Below are 23,555 nucleotides of genomic sequence, written 5' to 3' on the forward strand. Positions count from 1 at the left end.
TTATTTTACTGGTGGTTTTTCACCCATTTTGTAGACAGCTTTAATTTGGTCGTTGGAGGTATCCCTAACCATATTGAACCATTTTCTACAACCATGAACATGATTCCATCTTTCAAACTGAATTCCTTTTATATTTTTTCTCATGAACAAATATTCTGCCCATTCATCATCACTTAGTTCTGTAGGTTGTTTTGGCCTTACAATATGTGCTTCTCCACCAGCTTTAAATTCGCTTTGTTCTCTCTCACCGCAAAAAGGACAATTAATTAAAAACATTAGTGTGCAACAGCGGCTGCACCATGTTCATCAACTAGATCACCACTTACGAATCTATTTATATTAAATGCAGCATTTAATTTATGAGGTTCGTCATTTGCAATTGTGTGAGCAAATAAATCTCCAGAGCCAGGTGTTGCCTTAAAACCTCCTGTTCCCCAACCACAATTGAAGTATAAACCCTTAATTGATGTTTTACTTATTATTGGACTTGCATCAGGACATATATCAACTATTCCACCCCACTGACGAAGCATTCTCATTCTACTAAATATTGGATATAGCTCTAAAATTGCATTTAGAGTTCCTTCCACGATATCATGACTTCCTTTTTGAGAGTAAGATACGTAATCATCAGTTCCTGCTCCGATTACCAATTCTCCTTTATCAGATTGGCTGACGTACGCATGAACAGCATTAGACATCACAACCGTATCTATTATTGGTTTTACTGGTTCTGACACTAAAGCTTGAAGTGGTTTACTCTCCAAAGGTAATTTCAATCCAGCCATATTCGCTATTACACTGGAGTGACCAGCTGCCACAACTCCAATTTTTTTTGTTTTGATAAATCCTTTAGTTGTTTCAATTCCTTCAACTGTATCACCATTTCTTTTTATTCCTTTTACTTCACAATTTTGAATTATATCAACACCCATTTCATCAGCACCTCTTGCATATCCCCAAGCAACAGCATCATGCCTAGCTGTACCGGCTCTTCTTTGAAGGGTTCCGCCTAAAACTGGATAACGAATATCCTGCGAAGTATTTATAATTGGACAAAATTTTTTAACTTCTTCGGTATTTAAGTAAACTGCATCAATACCGTTCAATCTATTTGCGTGAGTTCTTCTTTTTAAATCTCTAACATCTTGCAAATTATGTGCAAGATTCATTACCCCCCTTTGACTGAACATAACATTATAGTTTAATTCTTGAGATAAACCCTCCCAAATTTTAAGAGCATGATCATATAGACCTGCACTTGCGTCCCATAAATAATTAGATCTGATTATTGTGGTATTTCGACCAGTATTTCCTCCGCCTATCCAACCTTTTTCAACAACAGCAATATTCTTCATGTCATGTTTTTTTGCTAGATAATAGGCCGTTGCGAGACCATGTCCTCCACCACCAACTATTACAGCGTCATATTCTTTTTTAGGCTCAGGATCTTTCCAAGCTTTCTCCCAATTTTCATGATAAGAAAAAGCGTTTTTAATAAGTGAAAATATTGAGTACTTATTTTTCATAATTATTGAATAATTACTTTATAAATATTGATTATTCAATACAATCAAAAGTGACAATTTTATTGGAAGAGTGGGTGAGAGGCTGAAACCAGTCGTTTGCTAAATGACCGTGCGAGGAAACTTGTACCGAGGGTTCGAATCCCTCCTCTTCCGCCATATTGACAGATGAAACTAAATTTAGGAAGCGGTTCAAAGATATTAAAAGGCTACGTTAATGTTGATAAATTTCAATATTACAATCCTGATGTAGTTCATGATCTAGAAAAATTTCCATATCCTTTTGAAGATAATTCAATTGATGAAATATTATTGTCACACGTTTTAGAGCATATTGGTCAAAATCCAGATGTCTTCAATAATATAATTAAAGAACTTTATAGAATTTGCAAAAACAATTCTATTGTTGATATTAGAGTTCCTCATCCAAGACATGATGATTTTATATCTGATCCTACTCACGTAAGACCAATTACTATACTTGGTCTTCAATTATACGATAAAAGTATGAATGAAAAATGGGAAAAGATGAAAGCATCCAATACACCTTTAGCATTAATACATGGCGTAAACTTTACTATAAAAGATATTAATTTTGTATTAGAAAAAAAATATATAAAACTACTCGAAAATAAAGAAATAGATCAAAATGAATTACAAGAATATATAAGAAAATATAATAATGTAGTCAAAGAAATGAAGATTAAGTGGGTAGCTTTAAAAGATTAATACAAAGGGTCGTTTTTAAAAAAATCTTTTAATTTTATAGGTTTTTGTTCAAGTATATATCTGTAAACATTATAATTTTCTAAAACTCTTTGGACATAATTTCTTGTTTCTTTAAATTTGATTAATTCAATCCAATTTACGTAATCAATTTGGTTCTTTTGTGGATTTTTATTTATTTTTTTCCAATATCTAACTCTTTTAGGTCCGGCATTGTAAGCTGCTATTGCAAACGGATAAGCGCCATCATATTCCAAAATTAAACCAGCTATATAGTGAGAACCCAAATTGATATTATATTCTGCATCTCTTGTTAATCTAGATTTTGAATAAGGAAGTTTTGCTTGCTTAGCAACTACTTTTGCCGTGTAAGGCATGAGCTGCATCAAACCTTTTGCTCCTGCATGACTATTGGCACTTAAATCAAATTCACTTTCCTGTCTTATTATTGACAGTATAAATGCAGTCTCAGGAATTTTTCTTCCATTTATGTAATTTGGTGTACTTATAATTGGATAATTATATTTGTTATGAAATCTTTTTTCATATGATGCAATTTTGGCTATTTGAATAGCAAAATCAAATCTATCAATACTTGTTGCTAATTCTGCTGCTAAAACTTCACTACCATTATTTATATTATCATTAGCCAAATGTCTTAAAATATGTTTTGCGTATTTATCTTCATTTAGCTCATCAAGAAGATAAATTGTTTTGACCAATTCTTTTTTAAAGAAGTAGTCTCTATATTCTTTTGAAACTTCAGTACCTTTAGATAATTCAAAAGTTTGATTGGGATTTAACTCAATAAATGCTAACTGACCATAATATGTAGTAAGAAAATTAGATGCTTTACCAAACCACTCTTTAGCTAATTCATTTTTACCAAGTTTCTGATAAGTTTTAGCTAACCAATAAGCTCCTCTAGCAATACTTATTGGATAACCAACATTATTATAAAAATTTTCAAAATGATCCTTAGCCAATAAAGGATCATTTAAGAAACTTAATGCTATCCACCCACTCATCCATTCTGCGGCAGCATACTCAGGTCCATCAGTTAAAGCATGATTGCTTGAAATTTTATAAGCTAATGCATATTTCTTTTTATAAATTAATGATCTTGAAATGATTTCTCTTTCAAACCACCACTTGTCAGGTCTGACCAAATAATCTTTGGTGTTTTTAATTTTTACTAAGATTTCAACAGAACTATCAACTCTTCCTCTTTTTCTTCTCCATTTTAATCTATCGTAATTTAAACCCGCATCATTTTTAAACTTTGCTGGAACTTTTGAAATTGCATTATCTACACCATAAGATTTACTCATTAATAATTGTCTAGCCGTATAAAGTAATTGATGATCTTTAGGTAAATATCTTAATAATCTTTTTAAATCCCAGTATTTATTATTCCAAGCTAAATAATCTGCTCTTTTGATATAATCATCAGCATTAAGATACTTTTTAAATTTTTTTCTAAAGAATCTTAATTCAGATTTGCTTAGTTCAGCAGTAATCCATCCTTCTTTAATATAAGAGATACCTTTTTGTGTATTACCATTGAGAATTATACTTTCTCCAAGTATCATTTTTCCAAAACCACTTAAAGGTTCATCAACACCAAACCAATCGATAATTTTTTTAGGTGAAATAGTATCTGTGGAAAGTTTATGCTCTGCTAAATATTTTATCCTTCCCAATCGTGGATAATCTTCATTTTTGTCTATAAAAGTTTTATAATCGTAAAACGATGCTTTATTTCCTTTTGTTAGTAAATGTCTCCATTGTATAAAATTGTAAATGGATTTATCTTTGGCTCTTTTTGCCGTTTTCAATGCTGTAGGCCATTTTGCCTGTTTCATTTCTGAAATAGCTTTTTTTGCAATTTCAAAATCTTTCTTTTTGTAATATTTGGATTTCTTTACTGTATCAGTTTTATTTGTTCCAGCGACTAAAGGTTTTTTCTTAGGCAAAATGATACCTAAATTTTTTTCGGCTTTTAACTCAATTTCTTCCTCAGGTTTTTTTTCGATTTCCTCTACTATTTTTTTGGGCATTGGTTTTGGCAGAGGCTTCATTACATCAATTAATAATTTCTGGTCCTTTTCCGCTTTAGTTTGTATTGGTTTTTTTATAGGTATTATTTCTGCAGAAAACAAAATAGTAATAGTAGAGAAGAAAAATAAATTGATAAAAAATATGAATTTTTTTAGCATAATCTTTTAGTATATGAATCCACAAACTATGTTATAAGTATTTATGTTCAAAGGATCAAATGTTGCTTTAGTCACTCCATTTAAAAATGATAAACTTGATGATGAAACTTACATTAAGTTAATCCATTTTCATATTGAAAACGGGACAAATGGTTTAGTTCCTGCTGGAACAACTGGTGAGTCTCCAACTTTAAGCCATAATGAGCATGAAAGGGTAATTGATTTATGTGTCAAGGAAAGTAATGGAAAATTACCTGTATTTGCTGGTACTGGGTCTAACTCTACAGAGGAAGCTATTTCATTGACTACGCATGCCGAAAAAATGGGAGCAGATGGAGCTTTAATTGTAACTCCGTATTACAATAAACCTACCCAAGAGGGACTTTATCAACATTATAAAGCTATCAATGATAAATGTGGAATTCCAATTCTAATTTATAACATTCCTGGAAGATCAGTGATTGATATGTCAGTTGAAACAATGGCAAGATTATTTGAATTAAAAAATATTATTGGTGTTAAGGATGCAACAGGAGATTTAACAAGAGTAGATAAAACATTAGAAAAATTAGGTAAAGATTTTATACAATTAACAGGAAATGATGATAACGCTTTAGAGTTTAATAGAAAAGGTGGAGTAGGTGCTATAAGTGTAACAGCTAACATTGCCCCAAAACTTTGTTCTGATTTCCAAAGATTTTCAAAGTCTAACAATGATAATGAAATTAAAGAGGCTGATAGATTAAATGAAATATTGCAGCCCGTTCATCATGCTATGTTTGTTGAAAGCAATCCTAGTCCAGTTAAGTATGCTGCAAAATTATTAGATTTATGCGATGACCATGTAAGATTACCATTAGTAAAAGTAACAGATACTACCAAAGAAATTGTCAAAAAGGCTCTTCATACAGCTAAATTAATTTAATGAACAAAAAAACCAATTCTGGTTTAAAAATAATATGTTTGAATAGAAAGGCTAGTTTTAATTATTTTTTTGAAGATTTATTAGAAGCTGGAATTGTTCTTAAAGGTTCTGAGATTAAATCAATTAGAGAAGGAAAAGTTAATATTGCAGACTCATATGCTATTGAAAAAGATGGAGAGTTGATTTTGATTAATTCTCATATAGCGTCTTATAAACAAGCCAGTTATTCTAACCACAATCCCACCGATGAAAGAAAGTTACTTTTAAATAAACGTGAAATAAATAAATTAATAGGAAAAATACAAAGAGATGGTCTAACCATTGTTCCTACTAAAATGTATTTTAAAAAAGGAAAAGCTAAAATTGAACTTGCTGTTGCAAAAGGAAAAAAACTACATGATAAAAGAGCAAGTAAAAAAGATAGAGACTGGAATCGTGATAGATCAAGATACTTTAGAAAATCAAGCTAGCCGTATCTATTTAGGTATAGGTTCAAATTTAGGAAACAGAAGATATAAAATTGAACAAGCTAAGTATGAATTATCGTTAAGAAACATCAGACTTGTCAAATCATCAAATTTTTATGAGAGTTTGTCATGGCCAGATGAAAATAAACCTAAATATTTAAACATAGTCTTGGAAGTTATCTCTGATTTAAAACCTTTAGAATTACTTAAAGTATCTAAAGACATTGAAATCAGTCTTGGACGTAAAAAAAGGTATAAAAATGCCCCTCGAGAATGTGATATAGATATAATTGATTATAAAAGTAAAAAAATTAGCCAAAAAATCAATTTACCTCATCCAAGAATGCACAATAGAAATTTTGTCCTTTTTCCATTATTTGAATTAAATAAAAATTGGAAACACCCAATTTCCAAAGATCACATTAAAAAACTCATAATATCATTACCAAATAGAGACATAAGATCTATTAAACAAATCTGAATTAATGATATAATAAGGTGTATGCTTAATTCAGATGATTTAATAAATAAAGTAAAAGGATATAATAAGTTTTTAAATCCAGATAGGTTAAATAAGGCTTATGACTTTGCGGTAAAAGCCCATAGCAATCAAAAAAGAGCCTCAGGTGATCCTTACTCAGTCCATCCAATTGAAGTAGCAAATATATTGACTGATTTAAAATTAGATAGTGCAACCATAACTACGGGTTTATTACATGACACGATAGAGGATACATATGCAACTTATGAAACTATCAAAGGTGAGTTTGGAGATGAAGTTGCAGATTTAGTTGATGGTGTTACAAAAATATCTGCACTTGAAAATAATGCATCATCTAATTCCAAAGCAGAAAATTTTAGGAAATTAATTCTAGCAACTTCAAAAGATATTAGAGTTTTATTAGTAAAAATTGCTGATCGATTACATAACATGAGAACTATAAAAGCAATTTCAAAAGAGGAGAAAAGAAAAAGGATTTCCCAAGAAACTATGGAAATTTATGCTCCGTTGGCAGACAGGATGGGAATGCATAGAATCAGGGATGAGTTAGAAGATCTCTCTTTTGAAATTTTAAATAATGAGGCTAGATCGTTAATTCAAAAAAGACTTGATGAAATAAAATCAAATAAAAAAGATATTTTTGAAACCTTATCAACTGAAATAAGAAAATTATTAGATCAAAATAAAATTTCTTCAAAAATTTATGGAAGAGAAAAAACACCTTTTTCAATCTGGAGAAAAGTTCAGAAAAAAAGAGTTTCTTTGGAACAAATTACCGATATTATTGGATTTAGAATTATTTTGGATAATGTTGATGACTGTTATAAAACTTTAGGAATAATTCACAAAGAATATAATTGTATACCTGGGAAATTTAAAGATTATATATCTTCAGCAAAAATTAATGGCTATAAATCAATTCATACTGCAGTTATTGGATCTAATAGAAAACCCATAGAAATTCAAATAAGAACTAAAGAGATGCACGATTTCGCTGAGAGAGGAATAGCATCTCATTGGCAATATAAATCCTCAGAAAAATTCAACTCTCTCACCTGGAAAGAATATGATTGGTTAAAAGATTTGGTTGAAATTATAGAAAAAAATGAAAATCCTGAACACTCTTACGAATATACTAAACTTCAAATGTTCCAGGAAAATGTTTTTTGTTTTACTCCCAAAGGTTCAGTAATCAAACTACCTAAAGATGCAACTGCAATAGATTTCGCTTATGCCGTTCATACAAAAATTGGTGATACGGCAGTTGGATGTGAAATAAATGGAAATAAAAGTGAACTTCAATCAATTTTAAGAAATGGTGATAGAATAAAAATAATTACCTCAAAAAATCAGTCACCATCACTTCACTGGATTCCAACAACAAAAACTGGAAAAGCCAGAGCTGCTATAAGAAGATATTGGCATGATAGAGGTGAGGCGAAGCAGGAAAGAATAAAAAAATACAATACCACTTTGTGGATTTCATTACCTGATAAACCAGGGCAATTAGGAAATGTAAGTTCATTAATTGGTGAACATAAATTAAATATTTCAAATTTAGTAATGGCTGGAAAAAAACCTGATTATATCAATTTTAAATTTCAGCTGATAATAAGAGATTTGAAAAATTTTACTAATTTTATTGCAGAGCTTAAACAAAAAGGTATAAAATTTAAGATAATTAGACACGAAGATAAAAGAAATGCTTTCACACAAAAAATCCTTAGATATTTTAAGAAAGACTAATGCTTTATTAGAAGGACACTTCATTTTATCTTCTGGATTACATTCTTCAAAATATATCCAGTGCGCTAAACTTTTAAGTTATCCATCAAAAGCAGAAAAAATATGTAAATCATTGGCTTTTAAAATCAAAAAAAATTTTAGAAAATTTGATTTAATTTTGGCACCTGCCATTGGTGGTATTGTGATAGGTTATGAAATTGGTAGAATTTTAAAAAAAGAGACGATTTTTTGTGAAAGAGTCAAAGGTAAATTTACATTAAGAAGAGGGTTTAAAATTAAAAAAGGGTCTAAAGTTATTATTATTGAAGATGTAATAACGACAGGAAAATCTAGTATGGAATGTGTAAAACTAATAAAAAAATCTAATGCAATATTAGTAGGTTTTGCCACAATTATAGACAGATCAACAAAGAAAACATTGAAAATAAGAAAAAAAATAATTTCACATCTTAAAATTGAAGTACCAACTTATAAATCAAACAAAATACCAAAAGAATTAGACTCAATTCCCATTTCAATACCAGGAAGCAGATTTATTAAGTGAAACGATTAGGGGTAAATATTGATCATGTTGCGACTGTTCGAAATGCTAGAGGTGAAATTCATCCTGACCCATATAAAGCTGCATTATTTGTTAAAAAAAAAGGTGCCGACTCTATTACCATACACCTTCGAGAAGACAGGAGACACATAAGAGATTTGGACGCAAAAAAAATTTGTTCAATAAAAAAATTATTAGTAAATTTAGAAATTTCAACAAATAGCAATATCGTAAAAAACGCTTTAAGAATAAAACCAAAATTTATTTGTATTGTGCCTGAAAATAGAAATGAAATAACAACTGAAGGTGGTTTAGATTTAAGGAAAAATAAAAATAAAATTAAAAAAATAATATCACAATTTAAAAAAAAAAATATTAGAACAAGTTTATTTGTAAACCCAAATACAAAAGATATTTATTTGTCTAAAGAACTAGGTGCTGATTGTATTGAAATACATACAGGACATTTTTCCAATCTGATAAAATCAAAAAAATCTTTTATTAAGGAATTTTTAAAGATTAAGAAATGTGCAATATTGGCATCAAAAATTGGTGTGGAGGTACATGCTGGACACGGCCTGGATTTTAAATCTACAAAGATACTAACCAAGATAAATGAAATAGTAGAATTTAATATTGGGCATTTTATTATTGGTGAGTCTATTTTTTATGGTTTACCATTTGTCATAAAAAAGTTTAAAAGAATTATCAAAAATTAGAATGAAAATTTTAGGTATCGGTGTAGATATTGTTGAAAATAAAAGGCTTAAAAACTCTATTAAAAATAAAAATTTTATCTCAAGATTGTTCACTTTGCTTGAAATTAAAAACTCTAGGTTGGTAAAAGATAAATCTATCTATTTTTCAAAAAAATTTGCAGCAAAAGAATCATTCTCTAAAGCGCTTGGCACTGGATTTAGAAAAGGGTTAAATTTTAAAGATATTGAAATTTTAAATGATAATTTAGGTAAACCATATTTTAGACTAAATCACAAAACCAAAAAATTTATATTGAAAAAATTAAAAGTGAAAAATTTTGATATATTTCTTTCAATATCTGATGAAAAGGAATATTCAATTGCATTTACCATAATTCAGGAAAAAAATGTTTAATAAAAAATTTTTTATAGAAAACTTTAAGACGCTTTTTTATGCTTTAATAATAGCTATAATTATTAGATCCTTAATTATTCAACCATTCTATATTCCATCTTCATCCATGGAACCGGGTTTATTAGTTGGAGACAGGCTTTTTGTAACAAAATATTCATATGGATACAGCAAGCATTCATTTCCATTTAGTCCACCTATTTTTAAGAATAGAATTTTTTCTAGTAAGCCACAAAGAGGCGATGTAATAGTTTTTAAAACCCCTGCAGATAATAGAACAGATTATATTAAAAGACTTATTGGTTTACCAGGTGATAGAATTCAGTTTATAGACACTAACTTATATTTAAATAATAGTGAAATTTTAAAGTCTAAAATCTCAGAAAAAGATCCAATTTATTGTGGAGATAAAATTATTAATGTTTTTACATTTGAGGAAAAATTACCGAATGGAAAAATATATAAAACCGTTTATCTTAAAAATTTTACTTTTAAGAATTCAGACGTTTTTAATGTTCCTAATAATCACTATTTCTTTTTAGGTGATAATAGAGATTGTTCAAAAGATAGCAGGTATTTAACTAGTGTGGGTTATGTCCATGAAGATAATTTGGTTGGTAAAGCAAGGTTTATTTTTTTTTCATCTGATAGATCAGTTGGTAGTATTTTTGCTTTTTGGAAATGGAACAAATCTATTCGATTTGGCAGATTTTTTAAGAAAATTATTTAATGAAAATTGATTATTCTAAACTTGAAAAAAAAATAGATTATAAGTTTAAAAATAAAAATTTACTTGTTCAAAGTCTTACTCATAAAAGCTTTAATAAAAAGAATAATAATGAAAAAATAGAATTTTTAGGAGACAGAGTCTTAGGTTTAATTATCGCAAAAAAACTTTTAGAGATTTATCCAGAGGAAAAGGAAGGAATTTTGGATAAAAAATATGCTTCATTAGTAAATAAAAAGACATGTTTGGAAATTGCTAAAAATATTAATTTGCAAAATTATATTTTAATTTTCAATCCAAAAAATAGATCAGTTACAATTGAGGATAAGGTTATATCAGATAGTTGTGAAGCTTTAATTGGAGCTATTTACCTTGATAGGGGATTTAATATAACAGAGAAAATTATATTAGAATTGTGGAAAGAAAAAATAAAAGAAAGTGTGATTACTCAAATTGATGCAAAAACAAAACTTCAAGAGTTTTCATTGAAAAAGTTCAAAAGACTGCCTACTTATAAAATAATCTCAGATACTGGCCCAAGACACAAGCCTATTTTCAGAGTTGCTGTAAAATTACAAAATACGAAATTTTACAATGGTGAGGGAAAATCTAAAAAAGAAGCAGAGCAGAATGCAGCTTTAATTTGTTTAAATGATAATTTGATTTGATGAATTGGGACGATACAGGTTTTTTACTTTCAAAAAATAGATATAACGAAAATTCTCTTATTTCGGAATTTTATACTAAAAATCATGGAAAAATATCGGGTATCGTTTTTGGCGGTACTTCAAAAAAAATCAAAAATTATCTTCAAATTGGTAATCAACTATATTTAAATTATAACTCAAAATCTGAGAATAAATTAGGATATTTTAAATTAGAAATCCAAAAAGTTTATTCTCCTATATATTTTGAAAATTCTCAAAAACTTTCATGCATTAATTCTGCAATGAGTTTAATTCGTTTATTAACAGCTGAGTCTCAATCTAATATTAGAATATTTGACCTTATTGAAAAATTTTATTTGATACTCTCAAATGATGAGTGGTTAAAAGATTATATTTTTTGGGAATTAGAATTACTTAAGACCATAGGTTTTGATTTAGAATTAAGTAATTTTGCAACTAAAGAGTTATTAGATGATAAAATAATATATGTAGTTAAATCCAAAAATGAAAAAAAGATAATACCAAATTTTCTAATTGATAAGAAAATTGTAGTTAATGATTTGAATATACTTTTAAATGGATTGAAATTAGTAAGCGATTTTTTAGAAAAAACCGTATTAAAACCAAATAACTTAAACTATCCAATTAGCAGAACTCAGTTCATAAATTCACTGAGATAATTAAGGTAAAATTTCATTTAATCTATCTGCGTAATAACTAACTATTGCATTCGCACCAGCTCTTTTAAAACTCATTAAATTTTCAAATATCGCATCTTTATTTAATATTTTTTTTTCTACAGCATTGGATAACATGCTATATTCACCAGAGACTTGATAGGCGAAAACAGGTATCTTAAATTTATTTTTTATTGATCTTATAATATCAAGATAGGGTAAACCAGGCTTTACCATGACCATATCTGCACCTTCTTTTATATCTAAAGCCACCTCTCTTATTGCTTCATCATAATTCCTGAAATCCATTTGATAAGTTTTTTTATCTCCTTTTAAGGCAACCTTAGATCCAACAGCATCTCTAAAAGGCCCATAAAAGCTAGAGGCATATTTAACTGCGTAAGAAAGAATTTGAGTATTTTTGAAATTTCCTTTGTCTAGAGCTTTTCTAATTTTACCAATTCGTCCATCCATCATATCTGACGGCGCTAACACATCACATCCCATTTGAGCTTGTAATAAAGATTGCTGAATTAAGATTTCTATAGTCTCGTCATTCATTATATTGTTTGATTTGAGAATTCCATCATGACCATGGCTTGTGTAAGGATCTAGAGCTACATCACACATTATTCCAATTTTATTTTTATATCTTTTTTTAATGTATTTTATAGCTTTACATACTAAATTATCCTCATTCAGAGCTTCATTTCCTAAATCATCTTTTAATTTAGGTGATGTATAAGGAAATAAAGCAACCATAGGTATCTGATTTTTAATAGCTCGATCTAAGATTATTCCCAATTTATTAATAGAATATCTATATACACCTGGCATAGATTTTATAGGTTGGGTTTTGTTTTTACCCTCAATCAAGAATATAGGTAGTATAAAGTCATTAGGTGATAAATTGTTTTCTGAGACAAGTCTTCTTGACCAGCTGTTTTTTCTATTTCTTCTTAGTCTTAAACTAGGATATTTACCTGTAATCATATTTAATTTTATTTTAAAAATGCGACAAATGTAATATACACATATATAGTAAAAAAGGTACAAAGCAATCACGATGACAGTCGAAAATACAAAGATAATAAATTTAAATGTAAAAAAAGAAGAACGAGTTTTAGATTTTAGCGACTTCCAAAAACAAGAAATAAAATTTGACATCTCAAAACTTCAAGAAGCGTATACTCAAATTATTCAGACTAAAAAGTTTGAAGACGCAGGTGTTACGCATTTTGGTGCCATATCTTTAACGCAAATTCCTGGTGATCCAGATTCTATCAAAGGAAATAAAGCAAGAGGTCTTTATTGGACTAAACCTGACAGATCTGGCAAAGAAGTAATGAGGGAAGGAGCAATAAATGAGTCTGCATATAGTGAATTTGTTAAAGATTACGAAAATACTTACTTTAAACATGTGTATGATGTTTTGTCCTCAAATTATAAATTAGGTAGGATGAGAATTTTACTTAAGGAACCACGATCAACTTTAAGTTGGCATAGAGATCCAGAGCCTAGATTACATATACCTATAATCACGAACCCTGGTTGTATTATGGTTATAGATAATGTTGCTAAACACATGCCAGCAGATGGATCGGTTTGGATTACAAATAATACAAAATACCATAACGCCTTTAATGGTGGTGAAGAAAATAGAATACATCTAGTTGCATGTGTTTTAGATTACAAGTTTAACTAATTTGAAAAAAATTTTTATTTCCTCAGATCACGCCGGATTTAAATTAAAAGAAGACATAAAAAAACACCTTAAAAGTTTAAAATTAAATTTTAATGATCTTGGACCTGTAAATGATAATAGTGTTGATTATCCTGATTACGCACATAAATTAGCAAAAAAAGTCAAAATTGGTAAAAATAATGTTGGAATCTTAGTATGTGGCTCAGGCACAGGAATGAATATTGCGGCAAATAAGCATAAAAATATACGTGCAGCTCAGTGTTTTAACGCAAAATCTACCAAATTATCCAGATTGCATAATGATGCAAACATCATTACATTAGGATCAAGATTAATTAGTAAAAAAAATGCTTTCAAATTTATAAAAATTTTTTTAAATACTAAATTTGACGGTGGTAGACACTTAAGAAGGGTTAAAAAAATTTAATTATGTCTAGTGAAAAGAGTTATTTAAATGATAGCTATAAAAGTTTTTTTGAGGATGGTTTATCCGTAAAAGATCCTGAATTATATAAAGCTATTAAAGATGAACTAATAAGACAGCAACAACATATTGAGTTAATTGCTTCAGAAAATATAGTTTCTCAAGCTGTCTTGGAAGCCCAAGGTTCAGTATTAACAAACAAATATGCAGAAGGCTATCCAGGTAAGCGTTATTACAACGGTTGCGAACATGTTGATGTCGCAGAAAATCTTGCAAATGATAGATTAAAAAAATTATTCAATTGTAAATTTGCAAATTCTCAACCTCACTCAGGTGCACAAGCTAATGGTGCTGTATTTTTAGCTCTGTTAAGTCCAGGTGATACATTTATGGGAATGAGTTTAAATTCTGGTGGACATATAACTCACGGTTTAAAAATTTCAATGTCAGGTAAATGGTTTAATGCAATTAGTTATGACGTTGATAAAAAATCTGAACTCATAGACTATGATAATGTTGAAAAACTTGCCTTAGAACATAAACCGAAATTAATAATAGCTGGTGGAAGTGCTTACTCGAGAGTAATAGATTTTAAAAGATTTAGAGAAATTGCTGATAAAGTTGGTGCTTATCTTATGGTTGATATGGCACATTTTTCTGGATTAGTTGCAGGAAAAGGATATCCAAACCCATGTGATCATGCCCATGTTGTTACATCAACAACACATAAAGTTTTTAGAAGTGCAAGAGGTGGAATAATTTTAACTAATCATGAGGATCTTGCGAAAAAATTTAACACTGCGGTATTTCCTGGATACCAAGGTGGTCCATTAATGCATGTTATCGCAGCTAAAGCTGCAGGTTTTCTAGAAGCTTTACAACCGGAATTTAAAGATTACATAAAGTCAGTCCTAGCGAATGCAAAAATGTTAGCTGAAACTTTAAAAAATAATGGTTTTAAAATTTATTCTAACGGAACTGATACACATTTAATGTTAGTAGATTTGAGACCTTACAATGTTAAAGGTAATCTTGCTGCTGAGAGTCTTTCAAGAGCAAACATTACTTGTAACAAAAATGGAATTCCTTTTGATACTGAAAAGCCAATGATTACCTCAGGTATAAGATTAGGAACTCAAGCAGCTACAACACGTGGCTTTGGTTTAAATGAATTTAAAACTGTTGGCGAATTAATTACAAAAACTTTAAAAGGTTTATCCGAAAATCCAAACGATAACAGCAAAGTAGAAAACGAAGTTAAAAATGAAGTTATTTCTTTAACTTCATCATTTCCGATATATAAGAACTTATAATTAATGATTTGTTCAATATGTAAAAAAGGGGAGACCTCTGTTGTCGACTCACGTCCTACAGAAGATGGCACAGCAATAAGAAGAAGAAGACTTTGTGTTTGTGGCGCACGCTTTACAACATTTGAGAGGGTTCAATTTAGAGAAATTATGGTAATAAAAAAGAATGGTAGAAAGTCTGCGTTTGATAGAGATAAATTATCAAAATCAATTTATATAGCTTTAAAGAAACGCCCAATCGATACAGAAACCGCTGAAAAATTCATAAGTAAAATTTCAAGAACTCTTGAAGAGCTAGGTCAAAGTGAAATATCAACAAATACTATTGGCACTATGGTCATGGAAGGCTTAAAGGAATTAGATCCTGTTGCATATGTTCGTTTTGCATCTGTTTATAGAAATTTCCGAGAGGAAAAAGATTTTGTACAATTCGTGGACAAGCTTGATGTCTACAAAAAAAGATAAATTTTCAAGCAAAGATAAATTATATATGGAGATAGCCTTAAAACTGGCTAAATCTCGATATGGTCATACAGGATCAAATCCTTCTGTTGGATGTGTGATTGTTAAACACGATAAGATTATTTCTATTGGTCAAACTTCAATAAATGGTAGACCTCATGCGGAGTCTAACGCAATAAAAAACTCAATAGATAATTTAAATGGATCAAAAATGTATGTCACCTTGGAACCATGTTGTCATCATGGTGTGACACCACCTTGTACAAATTTAATCATAAAATCTAAAATTTCAGAAGTAATTTACTCAGTTCCAGATGTTGATGCTAGAGTTAAGAATAAAAGCTTTAAAATTCTAAAATCAAAAAAAATTAAAGTAAGAAAAGGACTCTTAGAGGAAAAAGTTAAAAATTTTTATTCAACATATTTTTTTAATAGAAAAAAAAAATTGCCATATGTTACTGGTAAAATAGCAGTTTCAAAAAATAATCTGATTTATAGTAAATTAGATAAGAAAATTACAAACACTAAGGCTGATAAATTTACCCATTTATTGAGATATAAAAATGATTCATTAATGATTTCATATAAAACATTAAATAATGATAATCCAAAATTAAATTGCAGATTAAACGGTGTAAAGAAATATTCTCCAAAAAGAATTATTTTAGATAGTAAACTTAATACTAATATTAACAGTTTTATAATAAAAACAGCTAACAGATCTAATACTATTATTTTTTACAATAAAGCAGGTAATTCACAAATTCTAAGTTTTAAAAAAAAGGGGATAAATTTAATCAGATCTAAAATTGATAATAAAGGAAGATTTGATATCAAAATTATATTAAAAAAATTATATAAATTGAACTGCAGAAACTTATTAGTAGAAGGAGGTGATGAGTTAACAAATTATCTCTTAAGGAATAAAATTTTCAATACATTTTATTTATATAAAAGTGATAAAAAACTCTCAAAAAATAATGAATATTTGAATTTTAATAGTTTAAATTTATTGAAACAAAAATATAAAAAGAAAATAGATTTAAAACTAGATTTAGGAAAAAATAAAATAACATTATATAAAATTTAAAATGTTTAATGGAATAATATATAATCAGGGTATAATTAAAAAAATTGTCAAAAGACCGAAAGGTATTAATATTTTTGTAAAAAGCAATCTTAAAGTATCTAAAAAAGATATTGGATTATCGGTAGCTTGTGATGGTGTATGTTTAACTTTAATTTCTTATAAATCACAATTGATGGAGTTTTATCTTTCAAAAGAAACAATAATTCGATCTAAATTTAAATATATAAAGAATAAAGATGTAATTAATTTAGAGCTACCACTAAAGTATGGAACAAAAATTTCAGGACACATTTGCCAAGGTCATGTTGATACAGTTGCGAAAGTTTTAAGTATAAAAAAAATTGATAAATCATTTATTTTTAACTTTGAGATACCTAAGAAAGAGAGAAAACATCTTATTGAAAAGGCTTCAATTTGTGTAAATGGAATATCACTTACAATTTCAAAAATAACCAAAAAAGGTTTTCAAATTTGGATAATTCCACACACTTATAAAGAAACTAATTTATCAAAACTCTATAAATATGATTTAGTAAATATTGAGATAGATATCTTGTCTAAATACGTTAGAAATTATTTTTATGAAAAAAAATAATTTTGCACCTATAGAAACAATAATAAGTGTCGCTAAAAAGGGAGGCATGTTCATATTAGTTGATGATGAAAAAAGAGAAAACGAGGGTGATTTAGTGATTTCATCATCAGACTCAACAGCAAGAAATATCAATTTCATGGCAAAACATGGTCGTGGTTTAATTTGTTTAGCACTGGACAGTTTACAAGCTAAAAGATTGAATTTATCTTTAATGTCTCCTGTAAATCAATCGAGAAATAAAACAGCTTTTACAATTTCTATAGAAGCAAAGAAGGGAATTACAACAGGTATATCTGCCAAAGATAGAGCTAAAACAATTAAGATCGCATCAAAAAAAAATGTTAGTAAAAAGGATATAGTATCTCCTGGTCACATTTTTCCAATTATTGCTAAAGATGGTGGGGTTCTTGTAAGAGCAGGTCATACAGAAGCCTCTGTTGATATATCAAAACTCGCAAAAAAAAATAATTCAGCAGTCATTTGTGAAATTATGAATGAAAATGGCACAATGGCTAAAGGTCAAGATCTATTTGATTTCGCAGAAAAGCATAAGCTTAAAATTGGAAAAATAGAAGATTTAATAGCTTATAGGTTAAAAAAAGAAAAACTAATAAGGTTAAAAAAGCAAAGTCAAATTAGTGTCAAAAATCAAAAATATAAAATTAGAATTTATGAGAATTTATTAGATGGTGCAGAACACTTTGCTCTTGTAAAGGGTAAAATCAAAAGAGGTATCACTCCAAGAGTAAGAGTAATTTCATCAAATATTGTTCAAAATTATCTTATAAACCAAAAGTTGCCAAATTCATTTAATAAAACTCTTAATTATTTTAAAAAATACCAAAATTGCGTTTTAGTATTTATAAAAGACTCAAATTTAAGTTCGGTAACACAGACATTAAAAAAATATAAGAACAAAGAATTTATCAAACAGGGAAGTGATAAATCAATTAAAAATTATGGAATTGGAGCTCAAATAATAAAAGATCTAAAAATTAAAAATATGATATTAATAACTAGATCATTAAAAAAAGTTATTGGACTTGATGGGTATGGAATTAAAATTAAGAAACAGGAATTGATATAATGAATAAAAAAATTCTAATTGTTTTAGCTAATTATTATAAAGATATAAGTGATGGTTTACTAAAAAGTGCTTTGAAAAATATACCCAGGTCAAACCGTGTAAAGATTATTAGAGTTCCAGGTGTTTTTGAAATCCCGATTACAATATCAAAAAATTCAAAAAAATTTGATGCATTTTTGGCTTTAGGTTGTGTAATAAAAGGTCAAACACCTCATTTTGATTTTATTTCACAAGCATCCACTAATGCAATAATGGATATATCTGTAAGTCAAAAAAAACCAGTCGGTAATGGTATTATTACTTGTTTAAATATGAAACAAGCAAAAGCTAGAAAAAGCAAAGGCGCTGAAGCTGCAAACGCGGTGTTTTCAGTATTATCTCAAAAATGAAGACTTACTTTAAGCCTAAAAACAATCCTAGAGTAATCATAATTCAAAAACTTTATGGAAAATTTTATAATGAAGATAATGATTTAGATTTTCCTAAACATAGGTTTAAAAAATTTATTAAAGATATTGTTTTGGGCACTATTGAGAGAAATGATCTTATTTTAGAGGAATTGAATAGCAAACTTGGGGATCAATTTATTTTTAAGAAATTAGATAAAATTTTTCAAACTATTCTTAAAGCTGCAACTTATGAATTTATGTATAAACCAAATTTATCAATAAATATTATTATTAAAGAATATCTAAATTCTTCTAATTTTTTTCTTGAGGACTCTCAAACAAAATATCTTAATGCTCTATTAGATGATTTAGGAAAAAAATTGAGATCTAAAAATGCAAGAATTTGAATTAGTAAACAATTTTTTTTCTAAATTATCTAAGCATAATGTATCTGCTCTTGGTTTAAATGATGACGTTTTTTTTGATAAGACAAAAAAAACCGTTATTTCTGTTGATACCTACAATATAAATACTCATTTCATAGATTTTAAATCTCCTGATCTTGTAATTAAAAAAATTCTGAGATCATCAATATCAGACTTGATTTGTAAGGGTGTTAAACCAAAATTTTACTTTATTTCAGGATCTGGTAACAAGAATTACTTTTCAAAAAAAAATTTATCAAAAATTTCAGAGTCACTTAAGAAAGAACAAAAAAAATATGATATTCGTTTGTGTGGAGGAGATACAACTTTTTCGAATAAATTAAGTTTTACTATCATTTCATTAGGATATTCAAAAAGCATAGTTTACAGAAATAAATCTCGATTAAACGATGATATTTATGTAACTGGAAATTTAGGCGATAGTTTTATTGGACTTCAAATACTTAAAGGTAAAATCAAAGTAAATAACAAAATATCTAAATATTTTATTAAAAAATATTATGAACCTGATCTTCAATTAAAATTTATAAATAGTTTATTAAAACTAGCAAATACTTCGATTGATATTTCAGATGGATTAATTGATGATTTAAAAAAAATGATTAATAGACAAAGTGTTTCTTTTCATATTTTTGAAAAAAAAATACCTATATCAAACACTTTAAGTCAATTGATTGAGATTAAAAAATTGAGAAAAATTGATATTATATCTAAAGGTGATGACTACCAGATACTTTTTACAGCCAATCCAATTAAATCAAGAATCATAAAAAGAATATCAAATAATACAGGTATAAAGATTACCAAAATTGGTAAAATTATATCTGGTAAAAATAAATCTAAGATTATAAATATAAAAAATAAGCAAATTGAGGCTAAAAATAAAGGTTATATTCACCAATTCTGAAAGTTAATCGTTGTCTTTTTCATTCTTTTTTGTATTGTCCGGCTTAAAAATTTAACAACCAATAACTTAGGGTTTATATGAACACAACAGCAGAAACTATTTTAGTATACACAATTGTAGCAGGTTTATTATCTATTGTTTATGGATATTTAACTGGAAAGAATATTCTTAATTCAAGTGCAGGAAATTCAAAGATGCAAGACATTGCTTCAGCCATTCAAATTGGAGCAAAAGCATATCTAGCGAGACAATATAAAACTATAGCTATTGTTGGTGTTGTTGTTTTGGTAATTGTTAGTATTGCCTTTAGTCCTCTTGTTGGTCTTGGCTACTTAATTGGTGCAGCTTTATCAGGTATTGCTGGCTATGTTGGTATGCTAGTTTCAGTAGAAGCCAATGTCAGAACTGCAGAGGCATCAAGAAAAGGTTTAGCAGAGGGTCTCTCTGTTGCATTCAAATCTGGTGCTGTCACAGGAATGTTAGTTGCAGGTTTAGCTTTATTAGCAATAGCAGTTTATTATTTTTTATTACTAAAATTTGAAGTTGATGAGAGAGAGATTGTAAATGCACTAGTTGCATTAGGATTTGGTGCATCCTTAATTTCAATTTTTGCAAGATTAGGTGGTGGAATTTTTACAAAAGGTGCTGATGTTGGTGCAGATTTAGTTGGTAAAGTAGAGGCAGGAATACCAGAGGATGATCCAAGGAATCCTGCTGTTATTGCAGATAATGTTGGTGATAATGTTGGAGATTGTGCTGGTATGGCTGCAGATTTATTTGAGACTTACGCTGTTACTATTGTTGCTACAATGGTTCTCTCATCCATTTTTTTCATGGGAGATTTAAATATGATGGTTTACCCTTTGACAATTGGTGCTGCATGTTTGATCACATCTATTATTGGAACTTTTTTTGTAAAACTTGGAAAAAATAATAACGTAATGAATGCTCTGTATAAGGGTTTTATAGTATCTGCTATAGCTTCATTATTAATTCTTTGGCCAGTCACTGATTATGTGATTGGTTTTTCTAATGAATATACAATAAATGACAAAACTTTTAATGGTAAGGATTTATATTATTGTGGTGTGATTGGTCTTATAATTACTGGTTTACTAATATGGATCACTGAATATTATACAGGAACAGGATATAGACCTGTCAAATCAGTGGCATTATCATCTACAACAGGACATGGTACTAATGTAATTCAAGGACTAGCTGTATCTATGGAGGCGACTGCAATACCTGCTTTGATTATAGTTGCAGGAATTTTAATTACTAATTCAATTGCTGGACTTTTTGGAATTGCTATTGCCGTTACAACAATGTTGGCATTAGCTGGAATGGTTGTGGCATTAGATGCATATGGGCCAGTAACAGATAATGCAGGTGGTATCGCTGAAATGTCAAATCTTGACAAGAAAGTTAGAAAAACTACAGATGCATTGGATGCAGTTGGAAATACTACAAAGGCTGTAACTAAAGGTTATGCTATTGGTTCTGCAGGTTTAGGTGCTCTAGTTTTATTTGCAGCTTATACAGAAGACATAAAACACTTTTCGAAAGAGGCAGGATCTGCATTAGAAGGTATTGTGGTTACTTTTGATTTATCAAATCCTTATGTTGTGGTTGGATTATTAATTGGTGGTATGTTACCATACTTATTCGGATCAATGGGAATGCAGGCTGTGGGTAGAGCAGGTGGCGCTGTAGTTGTTGAAGTAAGAAGACAATTTAAAAAATACCCAGGTATAATGAAAAGAAAACAAAAACCCGACTATGCTAAATTAGTAGATTTATTAACAGTCGCTGCAATAAAAGAAATGATTATACCATCATTATTGCCTGTTCTTTCACCGGTGGTATTGTATTTTATAATTCTTTCTATTGGGGGACAAGTTGCTGCACTTGCAGCAGTTGGTGCAATGTTACTTGGTGTTATCATAACTGGACTTTTTGTTGCAGTCTCTATGACCGCAGGTGGTGGAGCATGGGATAATGCAAAAAAATATATAGAAGATGGAAATCATGGTGGGAAAGGATCAGAGGCTCACAAAGCAGCTGTAACAGGTGACACTGTTGGAGATCCTTATAAAGATACAGCAGGTCCAGCTGTAAATCCTATGATTAAAATTACTAATATAGTAGCATTATTACTATTAGCAGTTATAGCTGGTTAATTTATTTGGCTGATATTGATCCTCTTTTCTTACCAAGAGGATCACTAATCCTAGAGCTAACACCGTACAAAGTTCTATAAATAAATGATTGTTTACCCACATCGATATTAGTTTCTTTTTTTGAGAACTCAATTTTATTGATATCATCTTTATTAAAAAATTTTTTACTTATCAATAAACCTTTATTATTTACCTCTAATAGTAGAACATTATTAGTAATTAATTTTTTTTTTCCAAGTTTATGTAATTTTGAATTTGAGGTTTTTCTTTCTAAATAAACTAATATTTTATTATCAAAATAACTTTTTGAGGAAGGAGGTCCTAGTAATTTATTAATTTGATTGATATTTGTCTCATTTATTAATAATTCTTTACTTTTGATTTCTAGATTGTGAATCCCATGATGATTAACAATTTTATTCAATTTACAACTAGACAAAAAAATTGCTAAAATAATTAAAATAATTTTCATGAAATGAATTATATATATTTTTATAATAAATTAATTAAATTAACTACTAATAAAAAACTTTATAAAAGCCTTGATAAACAAGATAGTTTTAATGATAGACTGCTAGTTTTTTTATTCCATTTTGCATTTTTTCTAAAAGTATTCAAATCTGAAGAAAATGAAAAAAAATTGCAAGAAATATATGATTTTAATTTCAGACAGCTAGAATTAAGTATAAGAGAAATTGGATATGGTGATCAATCTATCAATAAAAAAATGAAAGATTATATTAATGTTTTTCATGCTATTGTTTCTGATATACATTTTTGGGATAATTTAAAAGATATTAAAAAAAAAGAAATTATATCTAAATTCTTGGAAAATTTTAAGAATATTGAGGAATTAGTTGATTATTTCGATAATTATCATTTAAATTTATCAAAAAATACTTTGAATTCTTATTTAAAAAGTGTAACTAACCCATAATTATGGCAGTTCCAAAACGCAAACAAACTCCTTCAAGGACTGGAATGAGAAGAGCTAAAAATATGAAATTTTCGGCTAAAAATGTTGTTGAAGACAAAAAATCAGGTGAATACAGATTATCTCACCATTTAGATTTAAAAACTGGCATGTATAAAGGCCGTCAAGTTATAGACCCCAAAGATTAAA

Annotated in this window: 29 protein-coding genes and 1 tRNA gene; 25 read left to right on the plus strand and 5 right to left on the minus strand. The window is 28.6% G+C overall.

All coding sequences use genetic code 11. The annotated features are described in order from the left end of the window. Together ACTT9C_RS04215 and ACTT9C_RS04220 are read right to left on the minus strand one after the other, a co-directional pair. Complete coding sequence (locus ACTT9C_RS04215; protein WP_085148025.1) at nucleotides 1–276, minus strand: sarcosine oxidase subunit delta; 276 nt, start codon at nucleotides 274–276, stop codon at nucleotides 1–3. Beyond that, entirely contained in the window at nucleotides 276–1,529 is a 1,254-nt protein-coding gene (locus ACTT9C_RS04220) for a sarcosine oxidase subunit beta family protein (RefSeq protein ID WP_440923260.1), read from the minus strand. Before ACTT9C_RS04220 ends, ACTT9C_RS04215 begins: the two co-directional genes overlap by 1 nt. A 64-nt stretch (nucleotides 1,530–1,593) precedes the next feature. On the opposite strand from ACTT9C_RS04220, the gene ACTT9C_RS04225 reads away from it, so the two are divergent. Together ACTT9C_RS04225 and ACTT9C_RS04230 are read left to right on the plus strand one after the other, a co-directional pair. After that, nucleotides 1,594–1,685 (plus strand) — tRNA-Ser (locus ACTT9C_RS04225). Nucleotides 1,686–1,694: 9 nt separating this feature from the next. Beyond that, a complete protein-coding gene (locus tag ACTT9C_RS04230; RefSeq protein WP_440923261.1) occupies nucleotides 1,695–2,255 on the plus strand; it encodes a class I SAM-dependent methyltransferase in 561 nt (186 codons plus the stop codon). On the opposite strand, the gene ACTT9C_RS04235 is transcribed toward ACTT9C_RS04230, so the two are convergent. Further along, complete coding sequence (locus tag ACTT9C_RS04235) at nucleotides 2,252–4,471, minus strand: lytic transglycosylase domain-containing protein (protein WP_440923262.1); 2,220 nt, start codon at nucleotides 4,469–4,471, stop codon at nucleotides 2,252–2,254. The two genes, ACTT9C_RS04230 and ACTT9C_RS04235, sit on opposite strands and share 4 nt — an antisense overlap. A gap of 43 nt (nucleotides 4,472–4,514) precedes the next feature. Between ACTT9C_RS04235 and dapA the strand changes: the two genes are divergently transcribed. The 10 genes from dapA to recO are packed head-to-tail and all read left to right on the plus strand — an operon-like array spanning nucleotide 4,515 to nucleotide 11,837. Then, complete coding sequence (dapA, locus tag ACTT9C_RS04240; RefSeq protein ID WP_440923263.1) at nucleotides 4,515–5,396, plus strand: 4-hydroxy-tetrahydrodipicolinate synthase; 882 nt, start codon at nucleotides 4,515–4,517, stop codon at nucleotides 5,394–5,396. Next, complete coding sequence (smpB, locus tag ACTT9C_RS04245; RefSeq protein WP_440923264.1) at nucleotides 5,396–5,866, plus strand: SsrA-binding protein SmpB; 471 nt, start codon at nucleotides 5,396–5,398, stop codon at nucleotides 5,864–5,866. Before dapA ends, smpB begins: the two co-directional genes overlap by 1 nt. After that, nucleotides 5,793–6,344: a 2-amino-4-hydroxy-6-hydroxymethyldihydropteridine diphosphokinase gene (gene folK, locus ACTT9C_RS04250; protein ID WP_440923265.1), complete on the plus strand. Its 552-nt coding sequence runs from the start codon at nucleotides 5,793–5,795 to the stop codon at nucleotides 6,342–6,344. The genes smpB and folK overlap by 74 nt, the downstream gene beginning before the upstream one ends. Before the next feature lie 21 nt (nucleotides 6,345–6,365). Then, complete coding sequence (locus ACTT9C_RS04255) at nucleotides 6,366–8,111, plus strand: bifunctional (p)ppGpp synthetase/guanosine-3',5'-bis(diphosphate) 3'-pyrophosphohydrolase (protein WP_440923266.1); 1,746 nt, start codon at nucleotides 6,366–6,368, stop codon at nucleotides 8,109–8,111. After that, complete coding sequence (gene pyrE, locus ACTT9C_RS04260) at nucleotides 8,068–8,655, plus strand: orotate phosphoribosyltransferase (RefSeq protein ID WP_440923267.1); 588 nt, start codon at nucleotides 8,068–8,070, stop codon at nucleotides 8,653–8,655. Before ACTT9C_RS04255 ends, pyrE begins: the two co-directional genes overlap by 44 nt. Further along, nucleotides 8,652–9,371, plus strand: coding sequence for a pyridoxine 5'-phosphate synthase (locus ACTT9C_RS04265; RefSeq protein ID WP_440923268.1), 720 nt, complete (start codon nucleotides 8,652–8,654; stop codon nucleotides 9,369–9,371). Before pyrE ends, ACTT9C_RS04265 begins: the two co-directional genes overlap by 4 nt. Before the next feature lies 1 nt (nucleotide 9,372). Beyond that, nucleotides 9,373–9,765, plus strand: a complete 393-nt coding sequence (gene acpS, locus ACTT9C_RS04270) for a holo-ACP synthase (RefSeq protein ID WP_440923269.1) — start codon at nucleotides 9,373–9,375, stop codon at nucleotides 9,763–9,765. Continuing rightward, nucleotides 9,758–10,492, plus strand: coding sequence for a signal peptidase I (gene lepB, locus ACTT9C_RS04275; RefSeq protein WP_440923270.1), 735 nt, complete (start codon nucleotides 9,758–9,760; stop codon nucleotides 10,490–10,492). The genes acpS and lepB overlap by 8 nt, the downstream gene beginning before the upstream one ends. After that, nucleotides 10,492–11,157, plus strand: a complete 666-nt coding sequence (rnc, locus tag ACTT9C_RS04280; protein WP_440923271.1) for a ribonuclease III — start codon at nucleotides 10,492–10,494, stop codon at nucleotides 11,155–11,157. Before lepB ends, rnc begins: the two co-directional genes overlap by 1 nt. Then, complete coding sequence (gene recO, locus ACTT9C_RS04285; protein ID WP_440923272.1) at nucleotides 11,157–11,837, plus strand: DNA repair protein RecO; 681 nt, start codon at nucleotides 11,157–11,159, stop codon at nucleotides 11,835–11,837. The genes rnc and recO overlap by 1 nt, the downstream gene beginning before the upstream one ends. Here recO and hemB read toward each other — a convergent pair whose 3' ends face one another. After that, nucleotides 11,838–12,827: a porphobilinogen synthase gene (gene hemB / locus ACTT9C_RS04290; protein WP_440923273.1), complete on the minus strand. Its 990-nt coding sequence runs from the start codon at nucleotides 12,825–12,827 to the stop codon at nucleotides 11,838–11,840. It lies immediately after the preceding gene. A 73-nt stretch (nucleotides 12,828–12,900) separates the two neighbouring features. Between hemB and ACTT9C_RS04295 the strand changes: the two genes are divergently transcribed. The 11 genes from ACTT9C_RS04295 (at nucleotide 12,901) to ACTT9C_RS04345 (ending at nucleotide 22,432) form a co-directional block, all read left to right on the plus strand. Next, the gene (locus ACTT9C_RS04295; RefSeq protein ID WP_440923274.1) at nucleotides 12,901–13,539 is read left to right on the plus strand and encodes an aspartyl/asparaginyl beta-hydroxylase domain-containing protein; all 639 of its coding nucleotides are present in this window, start codon (nucleotides 12,901–12,903) and stop codon (nucleotides 13,537–13,539) included. 1 nt (nucleotide 13,540) lies between these two features. Then, nucleotides 13,541–13,966 (plus strand): ribose 5-phosphate isomerase B, encoded by a 426-nt coding sequence (rpiB, locus tag ACTT9C_RS04300; RefSeq protein ID WP_440923275.1) that lies wholly within the window; start codon nucleotides 13,541–13,543, stop codon nucleotides 13,964–13,966. A gap of 2 nt (nucleotides 13,967–13,968) precedes the next feature. Beyond that, on the plus strand, nucleotides 13,969–15,276 hold the full coding sequence (gene glyA / locus ACTT9C_RS04305) for a serine hydroxymethyltransferase (protein ID WP_440923276.1): 1,308 nt from the start codon (nucleotides 13,969–13,971) through the stop codon (nucleotides 15,274–15,276). Between the two features lie 3 nt (nucleotides 15,277–15,279). After that, nucleotides 15,280–15,738 carry a transcriptional regulator NrdR gene (nrdR, locus tag ACTT9C_RS04310; RefSeq protein ID WP_440923277.1) on the plus strand — a complete coding sequence of 153 codons (459 nt, stop codon included), beginning with the start codon at nucleotides 15,280–15,282 and terminating at the stop codon, nucleotides 15,736–15,738. After that, complete coding sequence (ribD, locus tag ACTT9C_RS04315) at nucleotides 15,719–16,825, plus strand: bifunctional diaminohydroxyphosphoribosylaminopyrimidine deaminase/5-amino-6-(5-phosphoribosylamino)uracil reductase RibD (RefSeq protein WP_440923278.1); 1,107 nt, start codon at nucleotides 15,719–15,721, stop codon at nucleotides 16,823–16,825. The genes nrdR and ribD overlap by 20 nt, the downstream gene beginning before the upstream one ends. 1 nt (nucleotide 16,826) lies before the next feature. Then, entirely contained in the window at nucleotides 16,827–17,420 is a 594-nt protein-coding gene (locus ACTT9C_RS04320) for a riboflavin synthase (protein ID WP_440923279.1), read from the plus strand. Next, nucleotides 17,407–18,507: a 3,4-dihydroxy-2-butanone-4-phosphate synthase gene (ribB, locus tag ACTT9C_RS04325; RefSeq protein WP_440923280.1), complete on the plus strand. Its 1,101-nt coding sequence runs from the start codon at nucleotides 17,407–17,409 to the stop codon at nucleotides 18,505–18,507. Before ACTT9C_RS04320 ends, ribB begins: the two co-directional genes overlap by 14 nt. Further along, a complete protein-coding gene (ribH, locus tag ACTT9C_RS04330) occupies nucleotides 18,507–18,896 on the plus strand; it encodes a 6,7-dimethyl-8-ribityllumazine synthase (RefSeq protein ID WP_440923281.1) in 390 nt (129 codons plus the stop codon). The genes ribB and ribH overlap by 1 nt, the downstream gene beginning before the upstream one ends. Beyond that, nucleotides 18,893–19,303: a transcription antitermination factor NusB gene (locus ACTT9C_RS04335; RefSeq protein ID WP_440923282.1), complete on the plus strand. Its 411-nt coding sequence runs from the start codon at nucleotides 18,893–18,895 to the stop codon at nucleotides 19,301–19,303. Before ribH ends, ACTT9C_RS04335 begins: the two co-directional genes overlap by 4 nt. Further along, nucleotides 19,290–20,249: a thiamine-phosphate kinase gene (gene thiL, locus ACTT9C_RS04340; RefSeq protein WP_440923283.1), complete on the plus strand. Its 960-nt coding sequence runs from the start codon at nucleotides 19,290–19,292 to the stop codon at nucleotides 20,247–20,249. Before ACTT9C_RS04335 ends, thiL begins: the two co-directional genes overlap by 14 nt. A 77-nt stretch (nucleotides 20,250–20,326) precedes the next feature. Continuing rightward, complete coding sequence (locus ACTT9C_RS04345) at nucleotides 20,327–22,432, plus strand: sodium-translocating pyrophosphatase (RefSeq protein ID WP_440923284.1); 2,106 nt, start codon at nucleotides 20,327–20,329, stop codon at nucleotides 22,430–22,432. Between the two features lies 1 nt (nucleotide 22,433). Here ACTT9C_RS04345 and ACTT9C_RS04350 read toward each other — a convergent pair whose 3' ends face one another. Next, nucleotides 22,434–22,904: a hypothetical protein gene (locus tag ACTT9C_RS04350; protein ID WP_440923285.1), complete on the minus strand. Its 471-nt coding sequence runs from the start codon at nucleotides 22,902–22,904 to the stop codon at nucleotides 22,434–22,436. Between the two features lie 3 nt (nucleotides 22,905–22,907). On the opposite strand from ACTT9C_RS04350, the gene ACTT9C_RS04355 reads away from it, so the two are divergent. Then, nucleotides 22,908–23,369 (plus strand): ubiquinol-cytochrome C chaperone family protein, encoded by a 462-nt coding sequence (locus ACTT9C_RS04355; protein WP_440923286.1) that lies wholly within the window; start codon nucleotides 22,908–22,910, stop codon nucleotides 23,367–23,369. A gap of 2 nt (nucleotides 23,370–23,371) precedes the next feature. Continuing rightward, nucleotides 23,372–23,554 (plus strand): 50S ribosomal protein L32, encoded by a 183-nt coding sequence (gene rpmF / locus ACTT9C_RS04360; RefSeq protein WP_440923287.1) that lies wholly within the window; start codon nucleotides 23,372–23,374, stop codon nucleotides 23,552–23,554. Nucleotide 23,555: the final 1 nt, after the last annotated feature.

This window comes from Candidatus Pelagibacter sp., from assembly GCF_052049575.1.
Classification (GTDB): Bacteria; Pseudomonadota; Alphaproteobacteria; order Pelagibacterales; family Pelagibacteraceae; genus Pelagibacter.